General features: G+C 37.5%; 17 protein-coding genes and 1 pseudogene. 9 read left to right on the top strand and 9 right to left on the bottom strand.

What is annotated here, in order from left to right:
* Window positions 1-70: 70 nt before the first annotated feature.
* From ispG to V3I05_RS03070, 6 genes are all read left to right on the top strand, one after another.
* The gene (gene ispG, locus V3I05_RS03095) at window positions 71-1,144 is read left to right on the top strand and encodes a flavodoxin-dependent (E)-4-hydroxy-3-methylbut-2-enyl-diphosphate synthase (protein ID WP_295701745.1); all 1,074 of its coding nucleotides are present in this window, start codon (window positions 71-73) and stop codon (window positions 1,142-1,144) included.
* 35 nt (window positions 1,145-1,179) lie between these two features.
* On the top strand, window positions 1,180-2,409 hold the full coding sequence (locus tag V3I05_RS03090; protein WP_343354243.1) for a glutamate-5-semialdehyde dehydrogenase: 1,230 nt from the start codon (window positions 1,180-1,182) through the stop codon (window positions 2,407-2,409).
* Window positions 2,410-2,830: 421 nt separating this feature from the next.
* Window positions 2,831-2,968, top strand: a complete 138-nt coding sequence (locus tag V3I05_RS03085; protein ID WP_343353975.1) for a hypothetical protein — start codon at window positions 2,831-2,833, stop codon at window positions 2,966-2,968.
* A complete protein-coding gene (locus tag V3I05_RS03080) occupies window positions 2,955-3,536 on the top strand; it encodes a hypothetical protein (protein ID WP_343353973.1) in 582 nt (193 codons plus the stop codon). The genes V3I05_RS03085 and V3I05_RS03080 overlap by 14 nt, the downstream gene beginning before the upstream one ends.
* A complete protein-coding gene (locus V3I05_RS03075) occupies window positions 3,530-4,159 on the top strand; it encodes an AIPR family protein (RefSeq protein ID WP_343354242.1) in 630 nt (209 codons plus the stop codon). Before V3I05_RS03080 ends, V3I05_RS03075 begins: the two co-directional genes overlap by 7 nt.
* On the top strand, window positions 4,159-4,434 hold the full coding sequence (locus V3I05_RS03070) for a hypothetical protein (protein WP_343353972.1): 276 nt from the start codon (window positions 4,159-4,161) through the stop codon (window positions 4,432-4,434). The genes V3I05_RS03075 and V3I05_RS03070 overlap by 1 nt, the downstream gene beginning before the upstream one ends.
* A 132-nt stretch (window positions 4,435-4,566) precedes the next feature.
* Here the strand turns inward: V3I05_RS03070 and V3I05_RS03065 are convergent.
* The 4 genes and pseudogenes from V3I05_RS03065 to V3I05_RS03050 form a co-directional block, all read right to left on the bottom strand.
* A pseudogene (locus V3I05_RS03065) lies at window positions 4,567-5,514 on the bottom strand (pentapeptide repeat-containing protein); the annotation flags it as partial.
* A 500-nt stretch (window positions 5,515-6,014) separates the two neighbouring features.
* Window positions 6,015-9,608 carry an Eco57I restriction-modification methylase domain-containing protein gene (locus V3I05_RS03060; protein WP_343353969.1) on the bottom strand — a complete coding sequence of 1,198 codons (3,594 nt, stop codon included), beginning with the start codon at window positions 9,606-9,608 and terminating at the stop codon, window positions 6,015-6,017.
* Window positions 9,605-9,886 carry a hypothetical protein gene (locus tag V3I05_RS03055; protein ID WP_300451127.1) on the bottom strand — a complete coding sequence of 94 codons (282 nt, stop codon included), beginning with the start codon at window positions 9,884-9,886 and terminating at the stop codon, window positions 9,605-9,607. Before V3I05_RS03055 ends, V3I05_RS03060 begins: the two co-directional genes overlap by 4 nt.
* Entirely contained in the window at window positions 9,879-13,157 is a 3,279-nt protein-coding gene (locus V3I05_RS03050) for a helicase-related protein (RefSeq protein ID WP_343353968.1), read from the bottom strand. Before V3I05_RS03050 ends, V3I05_RS03055 begins: the two co-directional genes overlap by 8 nt.
* A gap of 69 nt (window positions 13,158-13,226) precedes the next feature.
* Between V3I05_RS03050 and V3I05_RS03045 the strand changes: the two genes are divergently transcribed.
* The gene (locus V3I05_RS03045) at window positions 13,227-13,376 is read left to right on the top strand and encodes a hypothetical protein (protein ID WP_295701155.1); all 150 of its coding nucleotides are present in this window, start codon (window positions 13,227-13,229) and stop codon (window positions 13,374-13,376) included.
* Window positions 13,377-13,556: 180 nt separating this feature from the next.
* Here V3I05_RS03045 and gatB read toward each other — a convergent pair whose 3' ends face one another.
* Window positions 13,557-14,984 (bottom strand): Asp-tRNA(Asn)/Glu-tRNA(Gln) amidotransferase subunit GatB, encoded by a 1,428-nt coding sequence (gatB, locus tag V3I05_RS03040; protein WP_343353966.1) that lies wholly within the window; start codon window positions 14,982-14,984, stop codon window positions 13,557-13,559.
* Between the two features lie 190 nt (window positions 14,985-15,174).
* Here gatB and V3I05_RS03035 point away from each other — a divergent pair, with 190 nt between their 5' ends.
* Window positions 15,175-15,891, top strand: a complete 717-nt coding sequence (locus V3I05_RS03035; protein ID WP_300448548.1) for a hypothetical protein — start codon at window positions 15,175-15,177, stop codon at window positions 15,889-15,891.
* 45 nt (window positions 15,892-15,936) lie between these two features.
* On the top strand, window positions 15,937-16,872 hold the full coding sequence (locus V3I05_RS03030; protein ID WP_295701163.1) for an NAD(P)H-dependent glycerol-3-phosphate dehydrogenase: 936 nt from the start codon (window positions 15,937-15,939) through the stop codon (window positions 16,870-16,872).
* Between the two features lie 18 nt (window positions 16,873-16,890).
* Here V3I05_RS03030 and V3I05_RS03025 read toward each other — a convergent pair whose 3' ends face one another.
* From V3I05_RS03025 to fliD, 4 genes are all read right to left on the bottom strand, one after another.
* The gene (locus tag V3I05_RS03025; RefSeq protein WP_300448550.1) at window positions 16,891-17,178 is read right to left on the bottom strand and encodes an HU family DNA-binding protein; all 288 of its coding nucleotides are present in this window, start codon (window positions 17,176-17,178) and stop codon (window positions 16,891-16,893) included.
* Between the two features lie 108 nt (window positions 17,179-17,286).
* The gene (locus V3I05_RS03020; RefSeq protein ID WP_295701168.1) at window positions 17,287-17,535 is read right to left on the bottom strand and encodes a hypothetical protein; all 249 of its coding nucleotides are present in this window, start codon (window positions 17,533-17,535) and stop codon (window positions 17,287-17,289) included.
* Complete coding sequence (gene fliS / locus V3I05_RS03015; RefSeq protein ID WP_295701170.1) at window positions 17,504-17,887, bottom strand: flagellar export chaperone FliS; 384 nt, start codon at window positions 17,885-17,887, stop codon at window positions 17,504-17,506. The genes V3I05_RS03020 and fliS overlap by 32 nt, the downstream gene beginning before the upstream one ends.
* A 9-nt stretch (window positions 17,888-17,896) precedes the next feature.
* Window positions 17,897-19,942, bottom strand: a complete 2,046-nt coding sequence (fliD, locus tag V3I05_RS03010) for a flagellar filament capping protein FliD (protein WP_300451136.1) — start codon at window positions 19,940-19,942, stop codon at window positions 17,897-17,899.
* Window positions 19,943-19,962: the final 20 nt, after the last annotated feature.

Here is a 19,962-nt window from a genome sequence, read left to right as displayed (position 1 = left end):
TTCGTAATTTAAGATTATGAAATTTTACCCAATAAGTGCTAAAATAAGTAAAAATCATAAAGGCTTTAAGGTGCAGAGAGTAAAAACAAAACAAATCTTTGTAGGGAATGTGGCTATTGGCGGCGATGCACCTATTAGTGTGCAAAGTATGACTTTTAGCAAAACTTGTGATATAGAGGCGACAAAAGCACAGCTTGATAGGCTGTATTTTGCCGGGGCAGACATTGTGCGTGTAGCGGTAAGCGATCAAAAGGATGCAGACGCACTAAAAGAGCTAAAGGCAGTATCACCCCTGCCCTTAGTGGCGGATATTCACTTTCGCTATAAGTTTGCATTAATCGCAAGTGAGAGTGTTGATGCCATACGTATTAATCCGGGAAATATCGGCACAAAGGATAGAATCAAGGCTGTGGCTGATGCCTGTAAGCAGCGGGGAATTCCCATACGCATTGGTGTCAATGGCGGAAGCTTAGAGAAGATTTTTGAGCAAAAATATGGTGCAACGCCTAAGGGTATGGTTGAATCTGCCCTCTACAATATCAAATTGCTAGAGGATTTTGGCTTTAATGATATTAAAATCTCGCTCAAGGCAAGTGATGTCCCGCGCACGATGGAGGCGTATAGAATGCTGCGTCCTTTGGTGGATTATCCCTTTCATTTGGGCGTTACAGAAGCGGGGACATTGCCGCATTCTATGATAAAAAGTGCGATGGCTCTAGGGGGGCTATTGATGGAGGGTATAGGCGATACGATGAGGGTATCTATCACAGGGGAGCTAGAGGAGGAAATTAAAGTCGCGCGTATGATTTTGCAATATTCTCATCGGCAGAAAAGCGGCGTGAGTATCGTATCCTGCCCTACTTGTGGGCGCATAGAGGCAAATTTAGTGAAAATGGTGCAGGAAGTGGAAGCACGAACTAAACATATCAAAACACCTCTACAAGTAAGCGTGATGGGCTGTGCTGTGAATGCGCTAGGTGAGGCAAAGCACGCTGATATAGCTATCGCCTTTGGGAATAAAGATGGGCTGATTATTAAAGAAGGCAAGATTCTATGCAAACTCAAAGAGGACGCGCTTTTGGAGCGATTTATCGCAGAGGTAGAGGCACTAGCAGAGATAAGGGCAGAGAGTGCGCTAGGATAACTAAGAGAGCGGTAGTTAAAAGTATGAGCGATAAATTGATAGAGATGTTAGAATCCGCTAGAGCTGCCGCGAGAATCTGCGCTCAACTAAGCGATAAAGAGCGCAACAGCGCCCTTTACGCGATGGCAGATGCTATAAGCAAACAAAGCGAGTCAATATGCGCGGCAAATACAAAAGATATGGCAAATGCAAAGGATTTGCCTATGAGTATGCAAAAGCGATTAGAGTTAAATGCGCAAAAAGTCGCTGCTATGGCAAAAGCGGTGGCTGATGTGGCAGGATTGCCCGATGTGGTAGGGCAGGCAAAACGTGTGTGGAAAACTAAGGCAGATTTGGAGATTACACAAGTGAGTGTCCCACTGGGTGTGATTGGCGTGATTTATGAATCCCGCCCTAATGTTACAAGCGATGTGGCAAGTTTATGCTTTAAAAGTGGCAATGTTTGTGTGCTAAAGGGTGGCAAAGAGGCATATCATTCTAATATGGCGATTTTTCGCGCTATGCAAGAAGCCCTCACACATTGCAATCTCCCTAAAGAATGTATATGTATGATAGAGGATACTTCACGTGAGGGGGTTGTGGAATTTCTTAAAATGGATAAATATGTGGATTTGCTGATACCGCGAGGGGGTGAGGGGCTCATACAATTTGTCAAAACGCATTCATATATTCCTATTATTAAGCACGACAAGGGCGTGTGCCATACATATATACACAAGAGCGCGTCTTTAGAGATGGCTGAAAAGATTGTGCTAAATGCGAAGCTTAGCTACCCTGCGGCGTGCAATGCCTGTGAGTGTGTGCTGCTTGATAGGGATTTAGAGGAGGATTTTTTGGGGCATTTGGTGCAGGTGCTACATAAAAATAATGTGCGCGTGATGTTTGAAAATGATATGTATGTGCGTGATTTTGGGACAGAGGGCGATGGATTGGCGGATTTTGATAGAGAATGGGGAGAGGCGATAGTAAATCTCAAAGTGGTAGCGGGGATAGATGAGGCGTTGGAGCATATATCACGCTATGGCTCGGGGCATTCTGAATGTATAGTGAGTGAGAATAAGGCGGTGTGCGAGAAGTTTTTAAGCAATGTTGATGCGGCGTGTGTGTATGCCAATGCTTCTACGCGATTTAGCGATGGCGGGGAGTTTGGCTTTGGAGCGGAGATAGGCATCTCTACTTCTAAGCTTCACGCGCGTGGTCCTATGGGGATAGAATCTTTATGCAGCTATAAATATTGCATTCAAGGCAATGGACAAGTGCGGTAGATAAGAATCTTAAAAAAGCAATGGAAGATTTTGTGGCTTAATTTTACTCTGCTTTGCGCTGTTTTTTAGACATTATTATCAAAGCAAATATTACACTACGCCATTTTATCAATTAAATCCTTGATATTTTTAATGCGGATTTAAAACAAGGTGAGTGAGAATCTCATCGAATGTTTGATATACAAAGGGAGAGATTATTTTATCCTTTTGATTGCTTTTTGTATTGGTGAAAAGCAAGTAGCGATTCATATCCTTTAAAGAAAATGTTATTAAGAATCTTTAGTATTTTGTTTTGAAAAAGGTTTAAAAGGAAGGGGTATTCCTCTCCTAAATTCTCGTAAAGATTTATAAATTCATCGTTTTTATTTTTGGTGAGAATTTGTTATACTTGCACTTTAATACTAATTGTTAAGGGGTTAAATTGATGTATTTTGCAATTATTGAAAATAAAGTAGATAATATTATCAAAGATATTCCTCACGCGATTTTAAACAAGTTCATAAATAACAAAGAGGGTGAGCAAAAAAAGAAGTTATGCTTTTTTGATGTATGCTATTAGTCAAATATGTGATTTAGATATTTTGCAAACACCTTTTTGTATCACTGATGATTATAATGATGCACAAATTGATGCAGTTTATATCAATGAAGAAAGTGATGTGCTAGAAATTCATTTTTTTCAATCCAAGTATTTTGCCAAAGATGATAAGATAATAGGTGAAAATGACATAAGGCTTACACTTGATTCTGTCCAAAAAATTCTTAATGGAAAAAATCCAACCAAACAAGCATCACAAAAATTAAAGGCAAAAATCTTTGAAATTAAAGAGGCAATTAATGATAGGGGTTATCCAGATATTTATATTCATTTTGTCTCAAATGGCAAAGTAATAGATTTACCCAATATCACTGAAAACTATAAAGATTTTGAGATGAATATTTATGGTGCAGATGAATTAATAAAATTTTCTCTTATGCCTTCGAGAAGAAAAGATATAGAATGTGAAATACATACCATAGGAGATATTACACAAAATCTTATTAGTGGGATTAGTGGTTATGTGGCAACAGTGAGCGCAAAAGAGTTTATCAAAATGTATAAAGAGGCAGGAGAAAAAATATTTTAGAAAAGAATATTCGTTATTATAAGGGATTAAATGCTATTAATAAAAAAATCAAAGAAACTGCAGAATCTCCTATTGAAAGTCAATTTTTTTGGTTTGTAAATAATGGTATCTCTTTGGTTTGTGATAGTTTTGCTCCACCCAGAGGAGATACAAATGGAAATAAAATCTTAAAGTTAAAAAATCCTATGATAATTAATGGAGGACAAACTACCGTTGCTCTATCTAATGCGAATATACACGATAATACAAGGATTTTATTGAAGATTTATAATTTAAGTGATGATGAAATTATTGCAAAAATCACAGAAGGGACAAATAGTCAAAATCCTATCAATTTTAGAGACTTAAAATCTAATAATCCTATCCAAAAAATTATTCAAGATTATTTTAAGGATAATGGAATACTTTTAGAAATTAAGGGTGGTGAATTTGAAAAAACAAAAGGTAATCAAAAAATGGAGATTGTCAAAAATGATTTTCTTATTCAGTCATATGTAGCAATCTATAAAGATAATCCCGCAGAAGCTCGTTCTAAAATGTTGGCTCTTAGGCGTTATTTTGATGAGACTTTTAATGCAAAAAATAAGAATATTGCACCTGATTTTTTAGGAGTTATGAGATAATGAAATATGTTAGCAATCAAAATACAGGAGAATCTTTTTATGCCCACGCTGCTTTTTGCATTTGCTATACAATGGGAAAAATAGATGATAAGATTCTAGATTCTAAAAAAGAATTAGATGATGATATACTTAATAAATGTTTTGACAAAACTCTTGTCATAATCAAAGATATCATCGATTCAAAACAAAAAGAGTTAGGAGAAGATTATTCACATAACTATCTTTTTAAAAGTAAAGAAATTAAAAGATTAATAGATATACAGCTAAACAAATAAGTTGTTAATTTTTAAGTTTATTTCTTAGTAAATACTTGTTTGAAATGCACTTTAAAGGGAATATTGGCTACTATCCGAAAACTTATGAGATTTTATAAATCCTTTTTGAAAAATAAAGAGATTGTTTAGAATCTAGTGCGGCACAATAGAGTTCTTACGCGCGGTTTTTTGTAGAGAGAAAAGGAGTAAAAACATTAAAATGCTGTAAATTGTAATAATAATATTTTCTGTATAAGTAAAATGATATTTGTTACTAAATATACTTGCTATACCAAAAATATATTTTGGGTTTATTGTGATGATAAGGAAAGTTCCTATATAGCCTATTAATAGCCTTATTGGCTTTAAACATATTCCAATATAGGCGATAAATGAAATTAAATAAATTAATTTTGATTCCACCATAGTATTGATAAAGTCATTTGTTAAGTTTATAGGCATATTGTTTGAGTGATTATTGAAAAAAATCTCTAAATGACAATTGTATTTACCTAAAAACAAAGTAAGAGAAAAATACCCAATTAAAATTATAACCCAATGTATAATTCTCATCAAATCAGTATGGTGGTCGGAAGTGTGGCGATAGAATTTTAAAATCCATTTATCTATCCAATCCTTGCTAAATATGTTAGATTTTTTAGATTCTAGCTCTATTTCTTTGCAATATAGCTCGTATTTATGAAAGTTTGAAGCGTCTAAGAGGTTATTATCTTTAATCAGCGCACTTTTGATAAGTCTAAATGAATCCCTAAAATCATTTGCAAACTTGTCTAAAGATTTTTTATTTTCCTCTCTTTTATTTTTATTAAAATATTCATATTCTTGTTCTATTTTCACATTTAAATCATCAAAGTTAAAATTCAAATTCGTATTAACCATATTTAGATTTTCTTTGAAAATAGCTTGTGAAAAATTTGGAGTTTCATCAAAAGTTGCTCCATAAAAACAAGCAGTTTTTTCAAATTCACACTCGTGAAAATCAGCATAGCCTTTAAAATGGGAGTTATTAAAATAAACATTATTTAAAAACTTTCCATTAGAAAAATCAACATCTTTATTAAAAGTGCAATTTTCCATAGAAAATGTATCATCAACTGATAGATTTTTTATAAGCCATTTATCATTAAAAGCACAATCATAAAATGCTACTTGACGGCATTTCAACCCATAGTCCATTGACAAACCAACATTAAATTCGCATTGTCTAAATATGAGATTGTATTTAGACAATATTTGCATATCAAAAGAATTTATTTGTAATTTTTCCTGCTGTTGTGGTGGTTGTGTAGTTCCATTATCGTGATAAACTGCTGGTCTTGGAGAAACTACAAAACTATTTTGACTATATACAACCACTCCTTCTTCTTTTATTTGTAAAGCTTGTTTTGTCTCTTGCTGTCCTATTTCTTTATAAACACGCTCTTTGATAGTAGTATCATCAATATTTAGTATATTTCCAGCAGCCTTATTTCCGTTAATAAGTCCCATAACGCTTTGTTCTATGGAGCGATGGTCTATATTGTATAGCAAACTTGATTTGTGTTGGTTGATATAATCAGCAATCTTTTCTTTTATGTCATTCATAGTATAAGCCTTATCTCATCATTTGTGAGATTGTAGAGTTTATAGACTAAAGAGTCAAGTTTAGATTCTAACTTGCTTGTGTCAAGGGCAGAATCTTTTGCTTTAATTTCTAGGATTTTATCTACACATTTTATAATCTCATCGCACAAGGGCTTATTAGATTCTGTGATTTGTGGGATAGGGAGTTGCTCTATCTTATCTTTAGCACCATAAGCGTATTTTCCTGTTTCTACTAAATTTGTCATTTGCGTGATAAGCCATTTATACAATGTGCTATTCATAAGCCCTAGAATGTAAAGCAATTTGTCATTCATTTTTTTTAAGGGGGGACAAGGGGGCTTGAATTGCGAAGTCGCTCCCCTTATCCCCCCTTTAACCCCCCAAACCCCCGACGACGCTTCAAGCGGTGGCACTTCGTGCGATTGATGAGATTTCATTGCTTCGTTGTTCGTTTCACTCACGCCTTGCAATGATGTATTCCCTATTGTCATCATAAAAAGCGAGTTGTTAAAATACATTGTTTCTTTAATATGGGTAAAAAAATACTCTCCACTTACAGGATTCCACACAATCTTTTCTTTTTCAAACTCTTGGTAATAGTTTGCACCATATCGTTGTAAGCAATACCATTCATAGCGGATTCCCGTTTCATCTTTATTGCGTTTTGATAATTTTTCTTTGTGATATAAGAGATGGTTATAAAGACTTGGGTATTGCTCTGCTAAGTCGGCTTCATTCTCTTCTATTGATTTTGGATTCTGTGTATTTGGAAAATGCCAAGATATAAAAATTATCCACAATCCTGCCCACTCATAGCTATACCGCTTAATATCTCTACCACGCAAAATGGGCTTGATAAGCTCACTTGTCCTTTGCCTTTCATTTTCACTCACACAATTCCTTAAAATCTCATCTCTTTTTGCAGAATCTATAATAAAAGCTTCGTTATAGCCTGTTAAGATTCCACGATATATAGAAATATCCCACTCTTTTAATGGTGTGCCGATTTTTTCAATCTTTGCTTTAAGGGCTGTAATTTCTGGGCTTGTGAAAATAAAGGAATCCGTGCTTAGGGAATCTTGGGGGATAAGCCATTGTTTGTTTTTAATTACTTCGCTTATATCATTGTCTTCTTTTGTGAAACTTAAAAAGCATAAAGCATAGTTTTTGTTTGGCATATATTGCAGAGTAGTGATAGCTGTATCTACTTGGGCGGATTCAAAGATTTTCACACCATTAAAATCATAATGTGAATCAAGTTTAAAATCAAGGATAAACTCTCTTAAATTTTTTCCATATCCTGCTCTGCACCATTTGTTACTTGTAATAAAGCTTAAGAATCCTTCATTTTTTAATAAATCTAAACTTTTAACATAAAAGTAAGTGAAAATATCTGCGCTTGAATTGGCAAGGTTGTAGGATTTGCCTTTAAATTTTTCAAGTTGAAAGTTTTGAAACGCATTAAGTAGAGATTGTTTATTAGGAATCTTTTCTTGTCTAATATACGGCGGATTGCCAATCACAATATCAAAGCCCCCTTGTGCGAAAATGGGTGCAAAAAAGAAACGATATAAAAAAAGCTTGTCGGTGTGGAAGTTATGCTCTTCATAGTCTTTAAGGAGTGTGTCTAAATCGTGTTTAAAAGATTCGTATTGAAGTATTTTTTCTTGCTGTTTGGCTCTTTCTTTTGGTTTGATAGCTGGATTTGCCTTTATGCTTTGAATATTCTCATCAATTTGCTTGATACGCTCATCAAAGGCTTCTTTCATTATCGCTAAAATCTCTGCTTTGAGTTGTGCTTTTTGTGCATTTGGCTCATAGTATTGCAGAAAAAGTGCTTCTAGCTTATGAGTTTGTGATTTGTCAAATAAAGACGCGTTTTCATCTTTACCTAAGAGATTTTTTTGATGTTGTGGTGCATTCAAATCACTTGGAATAATTTCAATGCCATTAATGCTTTCTATAAGAGCATTGCCCTGCATAAATTTAAAGTCAAGGTTTGGAAGTGGACTAGGCGTATCCTCATCTACGGCGATTGAGAGCCAAAAGCGGAGTTTTGCTATCTCAATCGCATCAGCATCAATGTCGATTCCATAGATTTGCTGCTCTATAATCTCGCGCTTATATCTTGCTAAGTCTTGCTTTTGCAAAGAGGGATTGAGTGTATGCAGAGCCTCTAGTATCTCGCTTAGCATTCCCATTGGGAAAGCACCACTTCCAATAGCTGGGTCTAGGATTTTAAGCGATGTGATAGCTTGTGTTAATTGTTTCGCATTTTGTACAATAAAATCATCGCTTTGCTTATAAAAAATAAAGTTATAGAGTGAATCTTTGTGTGCGTGTGGAGATTCTGTATCTTGTGTGAGGTGAGATTCATCGTGCAAGATTCTCTCCTGTAATGTGCGGGTTAGGACATTTTTGCACATAAAATGCACAATTTCTCTAGGCGTGTAAAAAGCCCCACTTGATTTATTATAATCAATGAGGTTTTCAAACACTTTGCCTAGCATTTCTGGGTCAATACCGATTTCTTGATTATCCGGGGTGGATTCTTCAATCGTAAAATTATAGTTTTCAAATACATCAAAAATTGCTTTAAAATCAGTATTTTCTAGGCTTTGTGCGAGGATAAAGTTTGTCTCTATGCCCTTACCTTGCTTGTCTTTATACTCTTCAAAAAGCCCACCATTAAGGAATGGAATCTTACAATCAAAGTGGGGTGAATAGTCGTTTTTGCGCTTTGAATTAAGTGTCTCAAAAAATAAAGGGCAAAGGTATTTTGTATAAAAGGATTCATTATTTTGGGTGGCTTTGCTAAAAAGTGAAAACAAAAAGCTTTTATCGCCCTCTCCATAAGAAGCATTTTGTGCTACGCCTAACCAACCCTTTTTTTGCAAAAAGTATAAAAACACAATGCGCCTTAGAAGTTTTTTGACAAAGGCATTGATAGCTTTAGTCTCGCTTAGCCCCTCATAGCCATTGAGTACATTCAAGACAACGTGATTAGCAGAAAGCTTTTGACTTAAATTTTCATAAAGCCCCTTGTATTTTGCGTAAAATTCTTTTGTAACAGGCTCTACGCTAAAGGCTTCTTGGAGTGTGTTTAGGCTTTTATCTTTGGTATTTATGAATTTTTGCAGCTGCTCTTTTGCCGTTTTAATTTTAGCATTTTCTCCTAGTGTGAAGCTAAAGCGGCGGGGATTAGAGAAAGCGGGTTTATTGAGGTTATAGTCATAGCCTTGCGTTACAAGGCTTAAGCGGAAATTTTCTTTATCATTTTTATCGTAGAAAACTGCCAAGATGGCACTCATATCTAGCGCATTGTTCTTGATGATAGAGCTAAGTTCTTTATGTAGTGTTACCTTGGCGTCTATACTCTGTGTTTCAAAGGCAAATATACCTAATTCATCGGATTCTAATAGGATTGGCTCACATAGTTTTGCGTAGGATTTGATGATGTTGCCTGCTTTGTAGAGATGTGGCTGTTCTGTTTTAATATTTTGGGCTTTGCTGCCAAAAGATTCTATGATGAAATCTTTAAAATGCTCGTAGTCATAGGGCTGGGTTAAAAATGTATCAAGTGCGCTCATAGATTATCCTTTGTTGGTTGGGTTGTCATTGTGAAGCACGTTAGGGGTTTTGTGGCGTGTATTTGCCCGTAGGGATTTAGCCCACCCCCTAACCCCTCCGCTAAGGGAGGGGGAATGATAGAGGAAGATTCTGTATTGTCTCTTAGCATTTCAAGATTTTGCAAGTTATGGATTGTTTCACTGCATTCGCAATGACGATAGATACGCAAGTGTGGGTTAGCACTTCGTCCAGACGCTTGGGCTTTGCCTCGCAATGACGCAGTTGCTGCATTACTCATTTTTGTTGCCTTTGGTAAAAGTGCTAATGCTTAATTGAATCTGCGGCGGGGTGTAAATGCTAGAATCTTGATTGTATTCATTGGTATTTGCGGCAAGGGCATATTTTTCTGCCAGGTCTTTAAGGGTTTGGGCGAGATTCTCATCTTGTGTCTTTACAATTTCTTTGGATAAATGTGTATGACTGCCATTTTTAAGGGCATTTATCAAAGATTCTCTCACGCTCTCATCTAACTCTTTGCAATAGCGAATCTTGGCAATAGCTTGCCTATCCTTTGGATTTAGCTTGTTTTCTTGCGCGTTAAGCTCTGGCTTATCTTTCAGGTCTTGCTCGTGGCGTTTTAATGCGGCGTTGATGTGGCTGTAATGTTCTTTTAACTGCTCTTGCGTAGGCTTTAGAATCTTGGCATTAAAATGTGCTTTGAGAAAATCGGCTATGCTATAAAAGTCGCTACTGCTTACTTCTGGCTCGTTTATGAGGCTTTGAGTATTTGTAGCGATGTGATAGGGATAGAATCTTGTTGCTTGAGTTTTATGTGGCGTGTGCGTATGGGCAATGTAGGCATAGCTCTCATTTTGGGTAGATTCTATAATAGAGCGGGATTTTAGCGGCAGGGCTTTGATACGCATAAATGCCTTTGGGTCTTTATCGTGCAGCTTTCGCAAGTCTTTGAGATATTCGGTGTCCTTGCTCTGCTCTTGGTTGCTTTGATTGATGAGGTTGTAGAGCTGTTTGCTTTCTACGATTTCATTTTCATCATAAATCGCAGAATCCTCGCCCAAGGCAAAATGAAAGCTTTGTATTTTGCTGTGAGCAATAGCATTAATATTGATAATCTCATTAGCTAAATGCGTGGGCTTGAAGTTATAGATATGTATAAATTCAAAGCTCGTCCCTATGCGGTTTATACGTCCAATTCGCTGCATTAATCTTGTGGCATTGTAGGGTGTGTCATAGTTAATGATAATATCTGCGCGGTGGAGATTCACGCCCTCTGCCAAAACATCTGTGCTTACAATGAGTGAATAATCATCTTTTTGCCACTCTTTAGGATAATTGGCATCAAAATTAGCCCTAATATCATCTTCTAAGCTGTCTTTATTTGCCGCACTTATATTTAAGATTCTATCCTTAAATACACTATTTTTAAGTGTATCCTCAAGGTAGTCTGCTGTGGTCTTTGCCTCTGTGAAAAGCACCATTTTATGATGTTGATTGACATTTAAAAAATCTTTTAAAACATCAAGCTTTGGGTCAATCTCCACCTGCTGCCATTGTAAGAGCAGATTCTGCAAAAGGGCTTTGTCTTTTTCTAGCTTAAGGGTAAAATTTGGCGTAAAATCTTCTACTTCTAAAGCTATAAAGTCATCTTCCCTCTCTTCTAAAAATTTTTCTAAATCCTCATCATTTTCACTTAACACAGCTTCATAAAGCTTATCGCGATTATCATAGTATTTAGGGATATAGATGTGCTTGTTCGCAAACATTCTAAGCAGCACATTATGGGAAGTGATTTGTTTCTCTAGTGTGGATTTGAAGGCGGCAATGCTAGAATCAAAACGTTTGAATAGAATCTGCTTAATGAATTGCTGTAATTGATGAGTGGATTTCATAAGGAAATCTTCGCCATCTGCTCCCTCTCGCCCATAGGCTTTCATATATTTTTGTCGCCCAATGCCTGTAAGATGAGGGAAAATCAAATAACGTGCATAGGTAAAACCGCTTTGATTTTTATCTCCCTCATCGAAATTAAGTATCGTAAGCGTATGGGTCGCTAAATGCTTGGAGATAGAATCTAGGTCATAGGTTAAATCTTTAGGCTTTTCTATGCGGGGAAACTTAAGATTTTGAGCTTTCATATCATCTATATAGAGGGCTTGTATATCGCCCCTCGTGCGGCGAATCATAATATGAGTAAGGAGCTTCTCACGCAGGGTGCTATTGATTTCTTCTAGCTTTTTGTGTTGTTCTTGTATTTGATCTTTGGGGCTAGGTTTTTGCTGGTAGAGTTTTTTTAGCTCTGTTTTAATCGCATTAAATTGTTTTATAAGCGGACTAAAGAAATGTTCTAGATTCTCCACACCCTCAATGCCTGAGTGGCGGGGATTGCAAAAGAGATACACTTGATTTTTAATATCCTCTGGGGAGTTATTTTGCGGGGTGGCAGAGAGCAGCATAATCTTTCTGTTTTCAAATGATGTCGGTACGTGATAGGGGGTTTTGCAAAGATTCTGTAATGCCTGATAGCGATTGGTTTTGCTTGTGCGGAAATTATGGCTTTCATCGATGATAATAAGCTCGATTTGTGCTATTTCATCTTTGCTTAGTTTATGGAGGCTATCGTGTGTGGTAATATCGTAATTTGTAATATGAATATCATCAAAATGTTTTTTCCACGATTTTTTGAGGGCAGGAGGGGTGATGATGAGAATCTTGCCCTTGATAATCCCATCTTTGCGACATTTTTGTGCGATGATAGAGGCGATGAGGGTTTTGCCAAGCCCTACTACATCGCTTAAGAAAAAGCCATTGTATTTTTTGAGTTTAGCTATGCCCTCTTGAATGGCGTGGATTTGGTAGTTATAGGCGGTATAGCCTTTGAAAAGCGATTCTATGGAATTATCTGTTGTGAGGCTTTCCTCTCCAAAGTGGCTTAAAAGCAGCTTGTAGTATAGGTCTTTGGGGGAGAGGATCGGCAGATAGCTTTGAGTAGTGCAGGATTGTATATCTTGGGCGGTGATTAGCACGGCGTTGTCCCATAGCCTATTAAATTCGCTTAAGGCGTAAGTGATGTCATTGGATTCGGTAGTGAGGAGATTCACCTCGTAATTTTTCTCTAATCCATTATATGTGAGATTGGAGCTGCCTACGATAAGAGAGCCATTATAGAGTTTGGCATCGTGCGTGTGGCTTTGGATAGGAGATGAAGAGAAGACATAGAATTTTGCATGGACATTTTTCTCTCTTACTATGCGGATTTGAATCTTATTAGACTTTAGGAGGTCTTGCAAAAGGGCAAAAGATGTCTCTACATCTTGTGTGTAGTCCTCGATCTCTAGCGTTTGGGCTTGATTTTGGATAAAAGAATCGCGGAATCTTTTATTTTGGTGGGCTGGGTCAAAACCTTTTTGCGATAGCTCATAAAGCAGCAAATCCACATCAAGCCCCACAAGAATGCGGATACTCTCTAGTGTGTCATAGGCATTTGTAGTGCTGGGGTTTTGGGGTCGAGAAGAGTGTGTTTGTGAAAATGTGCTTTGGGTAGGGTGCATTAAGAGATTATGAAGCCGCCAAAAGCCGCTAATACGGAAAAATCCGATAAGAAAGCTTAAGTGCTTGATATGAGTACCGCCATAAAGGGCGTTTTTAAATTGATTAATGAGGGTGTCATTACCATTATGATTGGTAGTGAATTTGGTATTGTGCGGAGGTGTGTGGGCTGTGTGTTTTGGTTGATTTTGAGGTGGTGGAGTGAGATTCTGTGTAGATAGGGTGGAAGTAGAATCTACTCTATCCCCCCCCCCCGCTGCTATTTAAGAGGTGTTGCATAGTATTCCTTTATGTTTTTTGGATTATAAGATTCTATACTTTAAAAACTCACTTTGCAAGTATGGATAAGCACTTCGTGCAAATGTGGTGCAAAGCACAACAGCAAAGGCATCATAGAGAATCTATCCTAATTTTTCTTTTAAGAGTTCATTGACACGGGCGGGGTTTGCGCCTTTGGCATTTTTCATCACTTGCCCCACAAAGAAGCCAAAGAGCTTGTCTTTGCCGCTTTTGTATTCGCTCACTTTATCGGAATTGGCTATAAGGATAGATTCTATAACGCTTAAAATCGCACCATCATCATTGACTTGTGCTAATCCCATAGAATCTATGAGACTATCCACATCACCGCCACTCTCTTCTACAAGCACATCTAGGATTTGCTTCGCACTTTTGCCACTGATTTTGCCCTCCTCAATGCGTTTAACAAGTGTAGCTAAAGTTTTAGAATCCACCCCACAAGTTTGCAATGTGTTCTCTCCCTTTAATCGCCCTAAAAGCTCTGTGGTAAGCCAAGTAAGCGCACCTTTAGCGCTTGCACCCCTCTCAAGCATAGATTCAAAATATACACATAGCTCAAGGCTACTTGTTAGCACTCCCGCATCGTAGTGTTTAATGCCTAAGTCGCTGATGTATCTTGCCCTTTTTTCATCGGGCATTTCAGGGATTTGCTGTGCTTCTTGCATAAGCTGCTTGTCGATATGTACAGGTAGCAAGTCAGGCTCGGGGAAATAGCGATAATCAGCTGCTTCCTCCTTGCCTCGCATAGAGCGCGTGATACCCTTAGTAGTGTCAAAAAGGCGTGTCTCCTGCACAACCTCCTTTTCATAGCTACCATTTTCCCACGCTTCAATCTGCCTTTCCACCTCGTATTCGATGGCTTTTTGGATAAACTTAAAGGAATTGAGATTCTTAATCTCTACGCGGGTGTAGAGATTTTCATCGTCTTTTGGGCGGATAGAGACATTCGCATCACATCGAAAGCTCCCCTCCTGCATATTCGCATCGCTTATACCGAGGAAGCGCACGATAGAATGGAGCTTTTTAAGATAGGCTATAGCTTCATCACTACTTCGCATATCTGGCTCACTCACAATCTCTAGCAGAGGTGTGCAAGCGCGATTTAAATCCACTTTTGAGTGATTATCTTCGTGGATATTTTTCCCCGCATCTTCTTCAAGGTGGGCGCGAGTAACACCTATAATCTTTGTCTTATCATCAAGTGCTATCTCAATGCTGCCTTTACCCACGATGGGAATCTCAAACTGGCTGATTTGATAGGCTTTAGGCAAATCGGGATAAAAGTAGTTTTTACGCGCAAAAATGGAATTTTGATTAATCGTAGCATTAATGGCAGTGCCAAATGAAATAGCCTTTTTTAGAGCTTCTTTATTCAGCACGGGTAGGGCACCGGGCAGTCCTAGGCAGGTGGGACAGACATTTTTATTAGGCTCATCGCCAAAGCTTGTGGCACAGGAGCAGAAAATTTTTGTTTTGGTATTAAGCTGGACATGCACTTCTAAGCCAATGATTGTTTCATAGCTGGACATAAGGTAACCTTTGTAAGATAATGTTTGAGAATGTAAGGTGCTAGTATAGGGAAAAGTGAATAAAAGATTCATAAATTTTTAAAAAGTTTTTTTATAAAATAGGGTATTTAATGAGATGGCTAAAGTTTATTGAACTTTAGTTGAGGCAGGGTTTGTAGGGTATTTTTAAATGCCGATGTTAAGATATTTTATGACTTGTTGGGAAATCACAGTGAAAAGAATGGTATTTTTTTTGATAAGCTTAGTGCTGAATGTTGGAGTGGCACAGGATTTACAGCTTTATCAAATAGATACAGAACGCTCAAATCCTGCACTATCAATAGATGATAAGACACTCAAAGGGGCAGATACAGAATCGGGTAAAAAAATAAGCAAAGGTCTTTCATTGAAAGCCGATGTATTTGCTAATGAAGGCTATTCAGAGGCTGAGCTTGAAACGGGCAATGCAAATTTGAATGAGATAGAAGCCCCGATGTCGCGCTATGGCGCAGGAATAGAGATAAATTATGCTATTAAATCGAATTCGCGTTTGAAGCTAGAGATATTTTTTTTAAGGGCATTAGAGCTTAATACGCAAAGAAAAGGCGGCAAAGTTAAGGCGTATGATAACGGGATTCGATATGAGGAAAATGCCTATGATTATGGTGATAAAACGATGTATTCTGCGTGGGCAAACAGCATTGGTGTGGCTCTAACACTTCTAAGAAAACATCATCTTATGCTGACACTTAAGCAAACACAGCTTGCAAGTAGTGGAACATCACTTGGATTTTCAAATACATTCAGTAATAAAATAGGTTTATCGGGATTTGATTCAAGCATTGCTGGGTCAATATGGGGAGGCAATGTGATGAATCCCTGGGCTGCAACTACACAGATTTTTTTAACATATAGCTATGTTTTTTGAGGGCTTTAGGTATAATAAAGCTTTCTAACAGCAAGTGAGGTAAATATGAAGACAATCAGTGTATTTGGTGGAGGAGCTTGGGGGAGGGCTTTAGCCTTTGCATTAGCTGAAAAAAATCAAGTGCAAATCATTTCAAGACGTGATATTACCTCCTTGCTTACCCCACTTAACGAAAAACTACAAATAAATAATCATTTACCAATTGTGCAGATTCCTCATCTTGAGGCATTAGAGGCAGATTATTTTGTAATGGCGATTGCCACAAGCGCTTTGCGGGAATGGCTTGCTTATGCTAAGTTGCCACAGGGGATTAAGATTCTCTGTGCGAGTAAGGGTATAGAATCTGGTAGCGGGGCGTTTGTAAGTGATATTATGGAGGAGAGCATAGCGCATAAAAATATTGCTTATTTAGGTGGGCCTAGTTTTGCTTATGAGGTGGTGCAGTCTCTGCCTTGTGCACTTGTGATACATTCTCGCAATCTTGTGCTAGGCCGTGAATTTGGGGCATTAATGCCACATTTTATTAAAACGTATGTAAGCCCTGATGTTGTGGGTGGTGAAGTGGCTGGAGCGTATAAAAATGTGATAGCCATAGCAGGGGGGATTTGTGATGGATTACGCTTTGGTGCAAATGCTAAGGCTTCGCTCATTGCGCGCGGATTGGTAGAAATGAGTAGATTTGGGGAGCATTTTGGTGCGAAAATGGAGACATTTTTAGGGCTTTCTGGGGCGGGAGATTTGTTTCTTACTTCTCATTCTACGATGTCCCGAAATTATCGTGTGGGGCTAGGTTTAGCAGAGCAAAAGAGTATTGAAGAGATTCTAAAAGAGCTTGGTGAAGTGGCTGAAGGTGTGATTACTGCAAAAGCTATTACAGAAATAGGGCAAAGGGAAAATATTTATACACCGATTGCTAGAGAGATTAGTTTGATTATAGAAGGAAAAAGTGTTAAAGAGAGTTGGAAAACGCTTATGTCGTAGCCACGAGGGCTACGAAACTTATTTTTTAGCTTTGGCTACTTGGTCTTTAAGACCTTTTCCAGGACGGAATTTAGGAACAGCCTTTTCTTTTGTTGTATAAGTTTTGTTTGTTCCGGGAACTTTACCTGATTTTGCTTTTTGAACTGCTGTTTCAAATTTACCAAAACCTACAAGCTCCACGCTTTGTTTTTTAGATAAAGCCTTAGAAATAGCATCGACAAAAGAATTTACTGCTTTCTCAGCATCTTTCTTTGTGTCGTATTCGCCAACTTTTTTGACTAAATCTACAAATTCTGCTTTGTTCATTACAAACTCCTTGCATATTAAAAATTGAACAATCCATTCTATACAATTTTAAGCTTGAAGTCAAGTTATATTGCACATAATTTTTGTTTTTTTCTTTTGTATGGAAAATTAGATGATATTTTGGAGAAATTTTTTCGCTATCTTGATTTGTTCCATATGGGTTTTTATTTCAAGCTGTTTTGATTCTAAGAGAAGTTTAGTTTGATGGATAAGCTCTAGGGCTTGAAGCTTATCTTCAAGTGGAGCATTTTGTAAGTTTTGAGGCAGATTGCTTACAAGCAGAAATGCTTTTTGGTCATCTTTTTGCAGTAAGGCGACTTTTAATTTATCGTGCCAATTCATCTTGATTAATCTCACGCCAAGCTTCTAAAAGTCCTTTGGCTACATTGATAACAGTATCAATTTTTGTCGTATCATTAGCAACATTAGCTTGAGTAAGGAGCTTAATTTGATGTGTATAAAGCCCTGTGAGATAAACTGCTACTTCACCACCCTTTTCATAATCAAGTATGTTAAGCAACTCGGTAAAAATATCTGTGGTTTTATTAATATAATAGATTTTTTTCTCTATATCTTCGGCTTCCATATAGCGTTTGGCTTGGGCACAAAATCTCAAAATCCCTTCATAAAGCATTTCTACAAGTTTAGCAGGGGATTCTACAGAGACTGAGTTTTGTTGATAGAGGTTATAAGCATTGTTGCCATACATGAGTACTCCTTATTTTTTAGCTATGGATTGATCAATCATAAGCTGAACGCTACTAAAGGCATTGTTGGTTTTAGAGATTTGTGAATCATAGGCTGCAAATCTCTGCGCCATAATGTCATAGCGCATATTGAGCTGTTCGACTGCTTTTTTACGATCTTCACGTAGTTTTTTATCATCTTTTGTAAGACTTTCTTCAAGCAATTTAAGACGTGCATTGCCGCCATTTAAAAGCCTATCAAGCTCTTGGTCAAATTTTTTAAATACCCCATCAACCTGAACTTCTCTAAATTCTGTCGTTTTAAGACTACCATTAAAAAAATCTTGTGTTCCTTGAGGATCGGCAGCTAGGGTAGATGTAAGCTTACTTACATCAAGGCTCATCTTACCTTTTTCATCAAGGGCTAAACCATATTTTGCCAAGCTTTTAATCTCTGTATCTGTTACAATGGTTGTAGAAAAAATACGATTGAGTGTAGGGCGGATAGAGCGAATATCACTATCACCATTAAACACACCTGCAATCTTAGAATCTTCATCATATCTTGTTACTTCATCAAGCTTCATGGCAAGGGTATTGTAAGATTCTACAAATTTTTTCACACTCTCAATAATCTCTTCATCATTACGTGTAATACTAATTACAGCAGGCTTGCCGGGCTCGGTGGTGGTAAGCAGCTCAATATTTACTCCACTTACTACATCATCAATATTGTTTGTGGGGCGTTTCATTGAAATGCCATTATATGAAAATACAGCATCTTGGGCAGTCTGGACTTTACGAATCTTAAATAATTCCTCTTGGGTTTTAGCATAATTCATCGTAGCACCACTCTTTAAACCCAAATCTTCAAGCGCTTTTTGACTCGCAGGATCATTATTGGCATAGATATTAACCTCACCTGTATCGGAATTAATCACGAGTTTGCCCTCATCATTGACAGAACCATAAATACCAGCAATATTATTAATGGCTTCGGCTATATTTTTTGCATTTTGTGCAGCGGTATTTTTCTCTTTAGTGAGTGTTGATAAATCAAGCGGGACACTCCCTATATGGATAGTGCCTGTGAGCTTCCCAGCTCCTACACTTTTGGTTGCTACCATTAAATCATCTTTTATGCTCTCCTTACTCTCATTGAATCCTAGGATTGGCGCTTTTGTGCCTTCAATTTGAATCTGGTATCCACGTTTATCATTAATGGTGAGTGTATCACTATTGGCTCCACCTATACCGATATTTAAGTCATTATCAAGCAATCCATCAAAATCAGCATCGCTCTTAATAGCAGCAATCACAGCTTCTTTGAGTGTTTGGGCATTATCTTGTGATTTTGATTCTGTAGCAGTTTTGGGAATTGTTATGGAGAGAGTTTTATCAATACCTTTTTTATCTTTAAGGGTGATAGATAAATCACCATCTTTGAGCTCAAAGGCACCACTTGGCACAACAGATCCACTTATAGTAGAGCCAAAATATATTCTTGAGGATTCGCCTGTGTCTTTTGAATTGATCATAAGCTGATAGGGGTTTGAACCGCCAGTTTTCATCACAATCCCCATCACTTCGCCATTTGTGGTATCAGTAATGAGCTGGGCTACTTCTCCTAACTCCATACCCGCTTTAATATCAATGGTATAATCCTTCCCTTTGTGATGAAACTTTAATACAGAATCTTTTTGGCTAAAGATAGATTCCCTGCTTTCATACTTTGAACCTATTTCGTTGATGTCAGAGGTCGCCACAGAATCTACATCGATTTTAATATCTTGTGTGGGGACACCTGCGGATATAGTGGCTTTGAGCGCATCGCCGATGACTTGGCTTGAGCGTCCTAGGTAGGTTGAGTAATCTCCAAGTTTATTTGTACTAGATTTTAGCTCACGCAAAGTAGAAGTGATGGCAACGAGTTCGGTTTGTTTTTCGACATTTTTTTCAATTTTTTTGTCGATAGGGTCGATAAGAGAGGCTTCATCAGCTTTTCTTAATTTATCAAGCACATCGTGGTTTAAAACCTTGCTTCCAAGCCCCAATGAGCTCAATGTCCCAAGTGCCATATTCTCTTCCTTCCTCAAAT

It is taken from the genome of Helicobacter mastomyrinus (assembly GCF_039555295.1).
In the GTDB taxonomy this organism is placed as follows: Bacteria; Campylobacterota; Campylobacteria; order Campylobacterales; family Helicobacteraceae; genus Helicobacter_C; species Helicobacter_C mastomyrinus.
This window is presented reverse-complemented; position numbering and strand designations above follow the sequence as displayed.

What these genes read in the sequence shown, in the direction of transcription:
- V3I05_RS03025 (WP_300448550.1), bottom strand. Translation starts at nt 17,178, where the DNA reads ATGAACAAAGCAGAATTTGTAGATTTAGTCAAAAAAGTTGGCGAATAC.
- V3I05_RS03050 (WP_343353968.1), bottom strand. Translation starts at nt 13,157, where the DNA reads ATGCACCCTACCCAAAGCACATTTTCACAAACACACTCTTCTCGACCC.
- V3I05_RS03030 (WP_295701163.1), top strand. Translation starts at nt 15,937, where the DNA reads ATGAAGACAATCAGTGTATTTGGTGGAGGAGCTTGGGGGAGGGCTTTA.
- V3I05_RS03080 (WP_343353973.1), top strand. Translation starts at nt 2,955, where the DNA reads ATGTATGCTATTAGTCAAATATGTGATTTAGATATTTTGCAAACACCT.
- V3I05_RS03035 (WP_300448548.1), top strand. Translation starts at nt 15,175, where the DNA reads ATGACTTGTTGGGAAATCACAGTGAAAAGAATGGTATTTTTTTTGATA.
- V3I05_RS03070 (WP_343353972.1), top strand. Translation starts at nt 4,159, where the DNA reads ATGAAATATGTTAGCAATCAAAATACAGGAGAATCTTTTTATGCCCAC.
- fliS (WP_295701170.1), bottom strand. Translation starts at nt 17,887, where the DNA reads ATGTATGGCAACAATGCTTATAACCTCTATCAACAAAACTCAGTCTCT.
- fliD (WP_300451136.1), bottom strand. Translation starts at nt 19,942, where the DNA reads ATGGCACTTGGGACATTGAGCTCATTGGGGCTTGGAAGCAAGGTTTTA.
- gatB (WP_343353966.1), bottom strand. Translation starts at nt 14,984, where the DNA reads ATGTCCAGCTATGAAACAATCATTGGCTTAGAAGTGCATGTCCAGCTT.
- V3I05_RS03055 (WP_300451127.1), bottom strand. Translation starts at nt 9,886, where the DNA reads ATGAGTAATGCAGCAACTGCGTCATTGCGAGGCAAAGCCCAAGCGTCT.
- V3I05_RS03060 (WP_343353969.1), bottom strand. Translation starts at nt 9,608, where the DNA reads ATGAGCGCACTTGATACATTTTTAACCCAGCCCTATGACTACGAGCAT.
- V3I05_RS03045 (WP_295701155.1), top strand. Translation starts at nt 13,227, where the DNA reads ATGAGTACCGCCATAAAGGGCGTTTTTAAATTGATTAATGAGGGTGTC.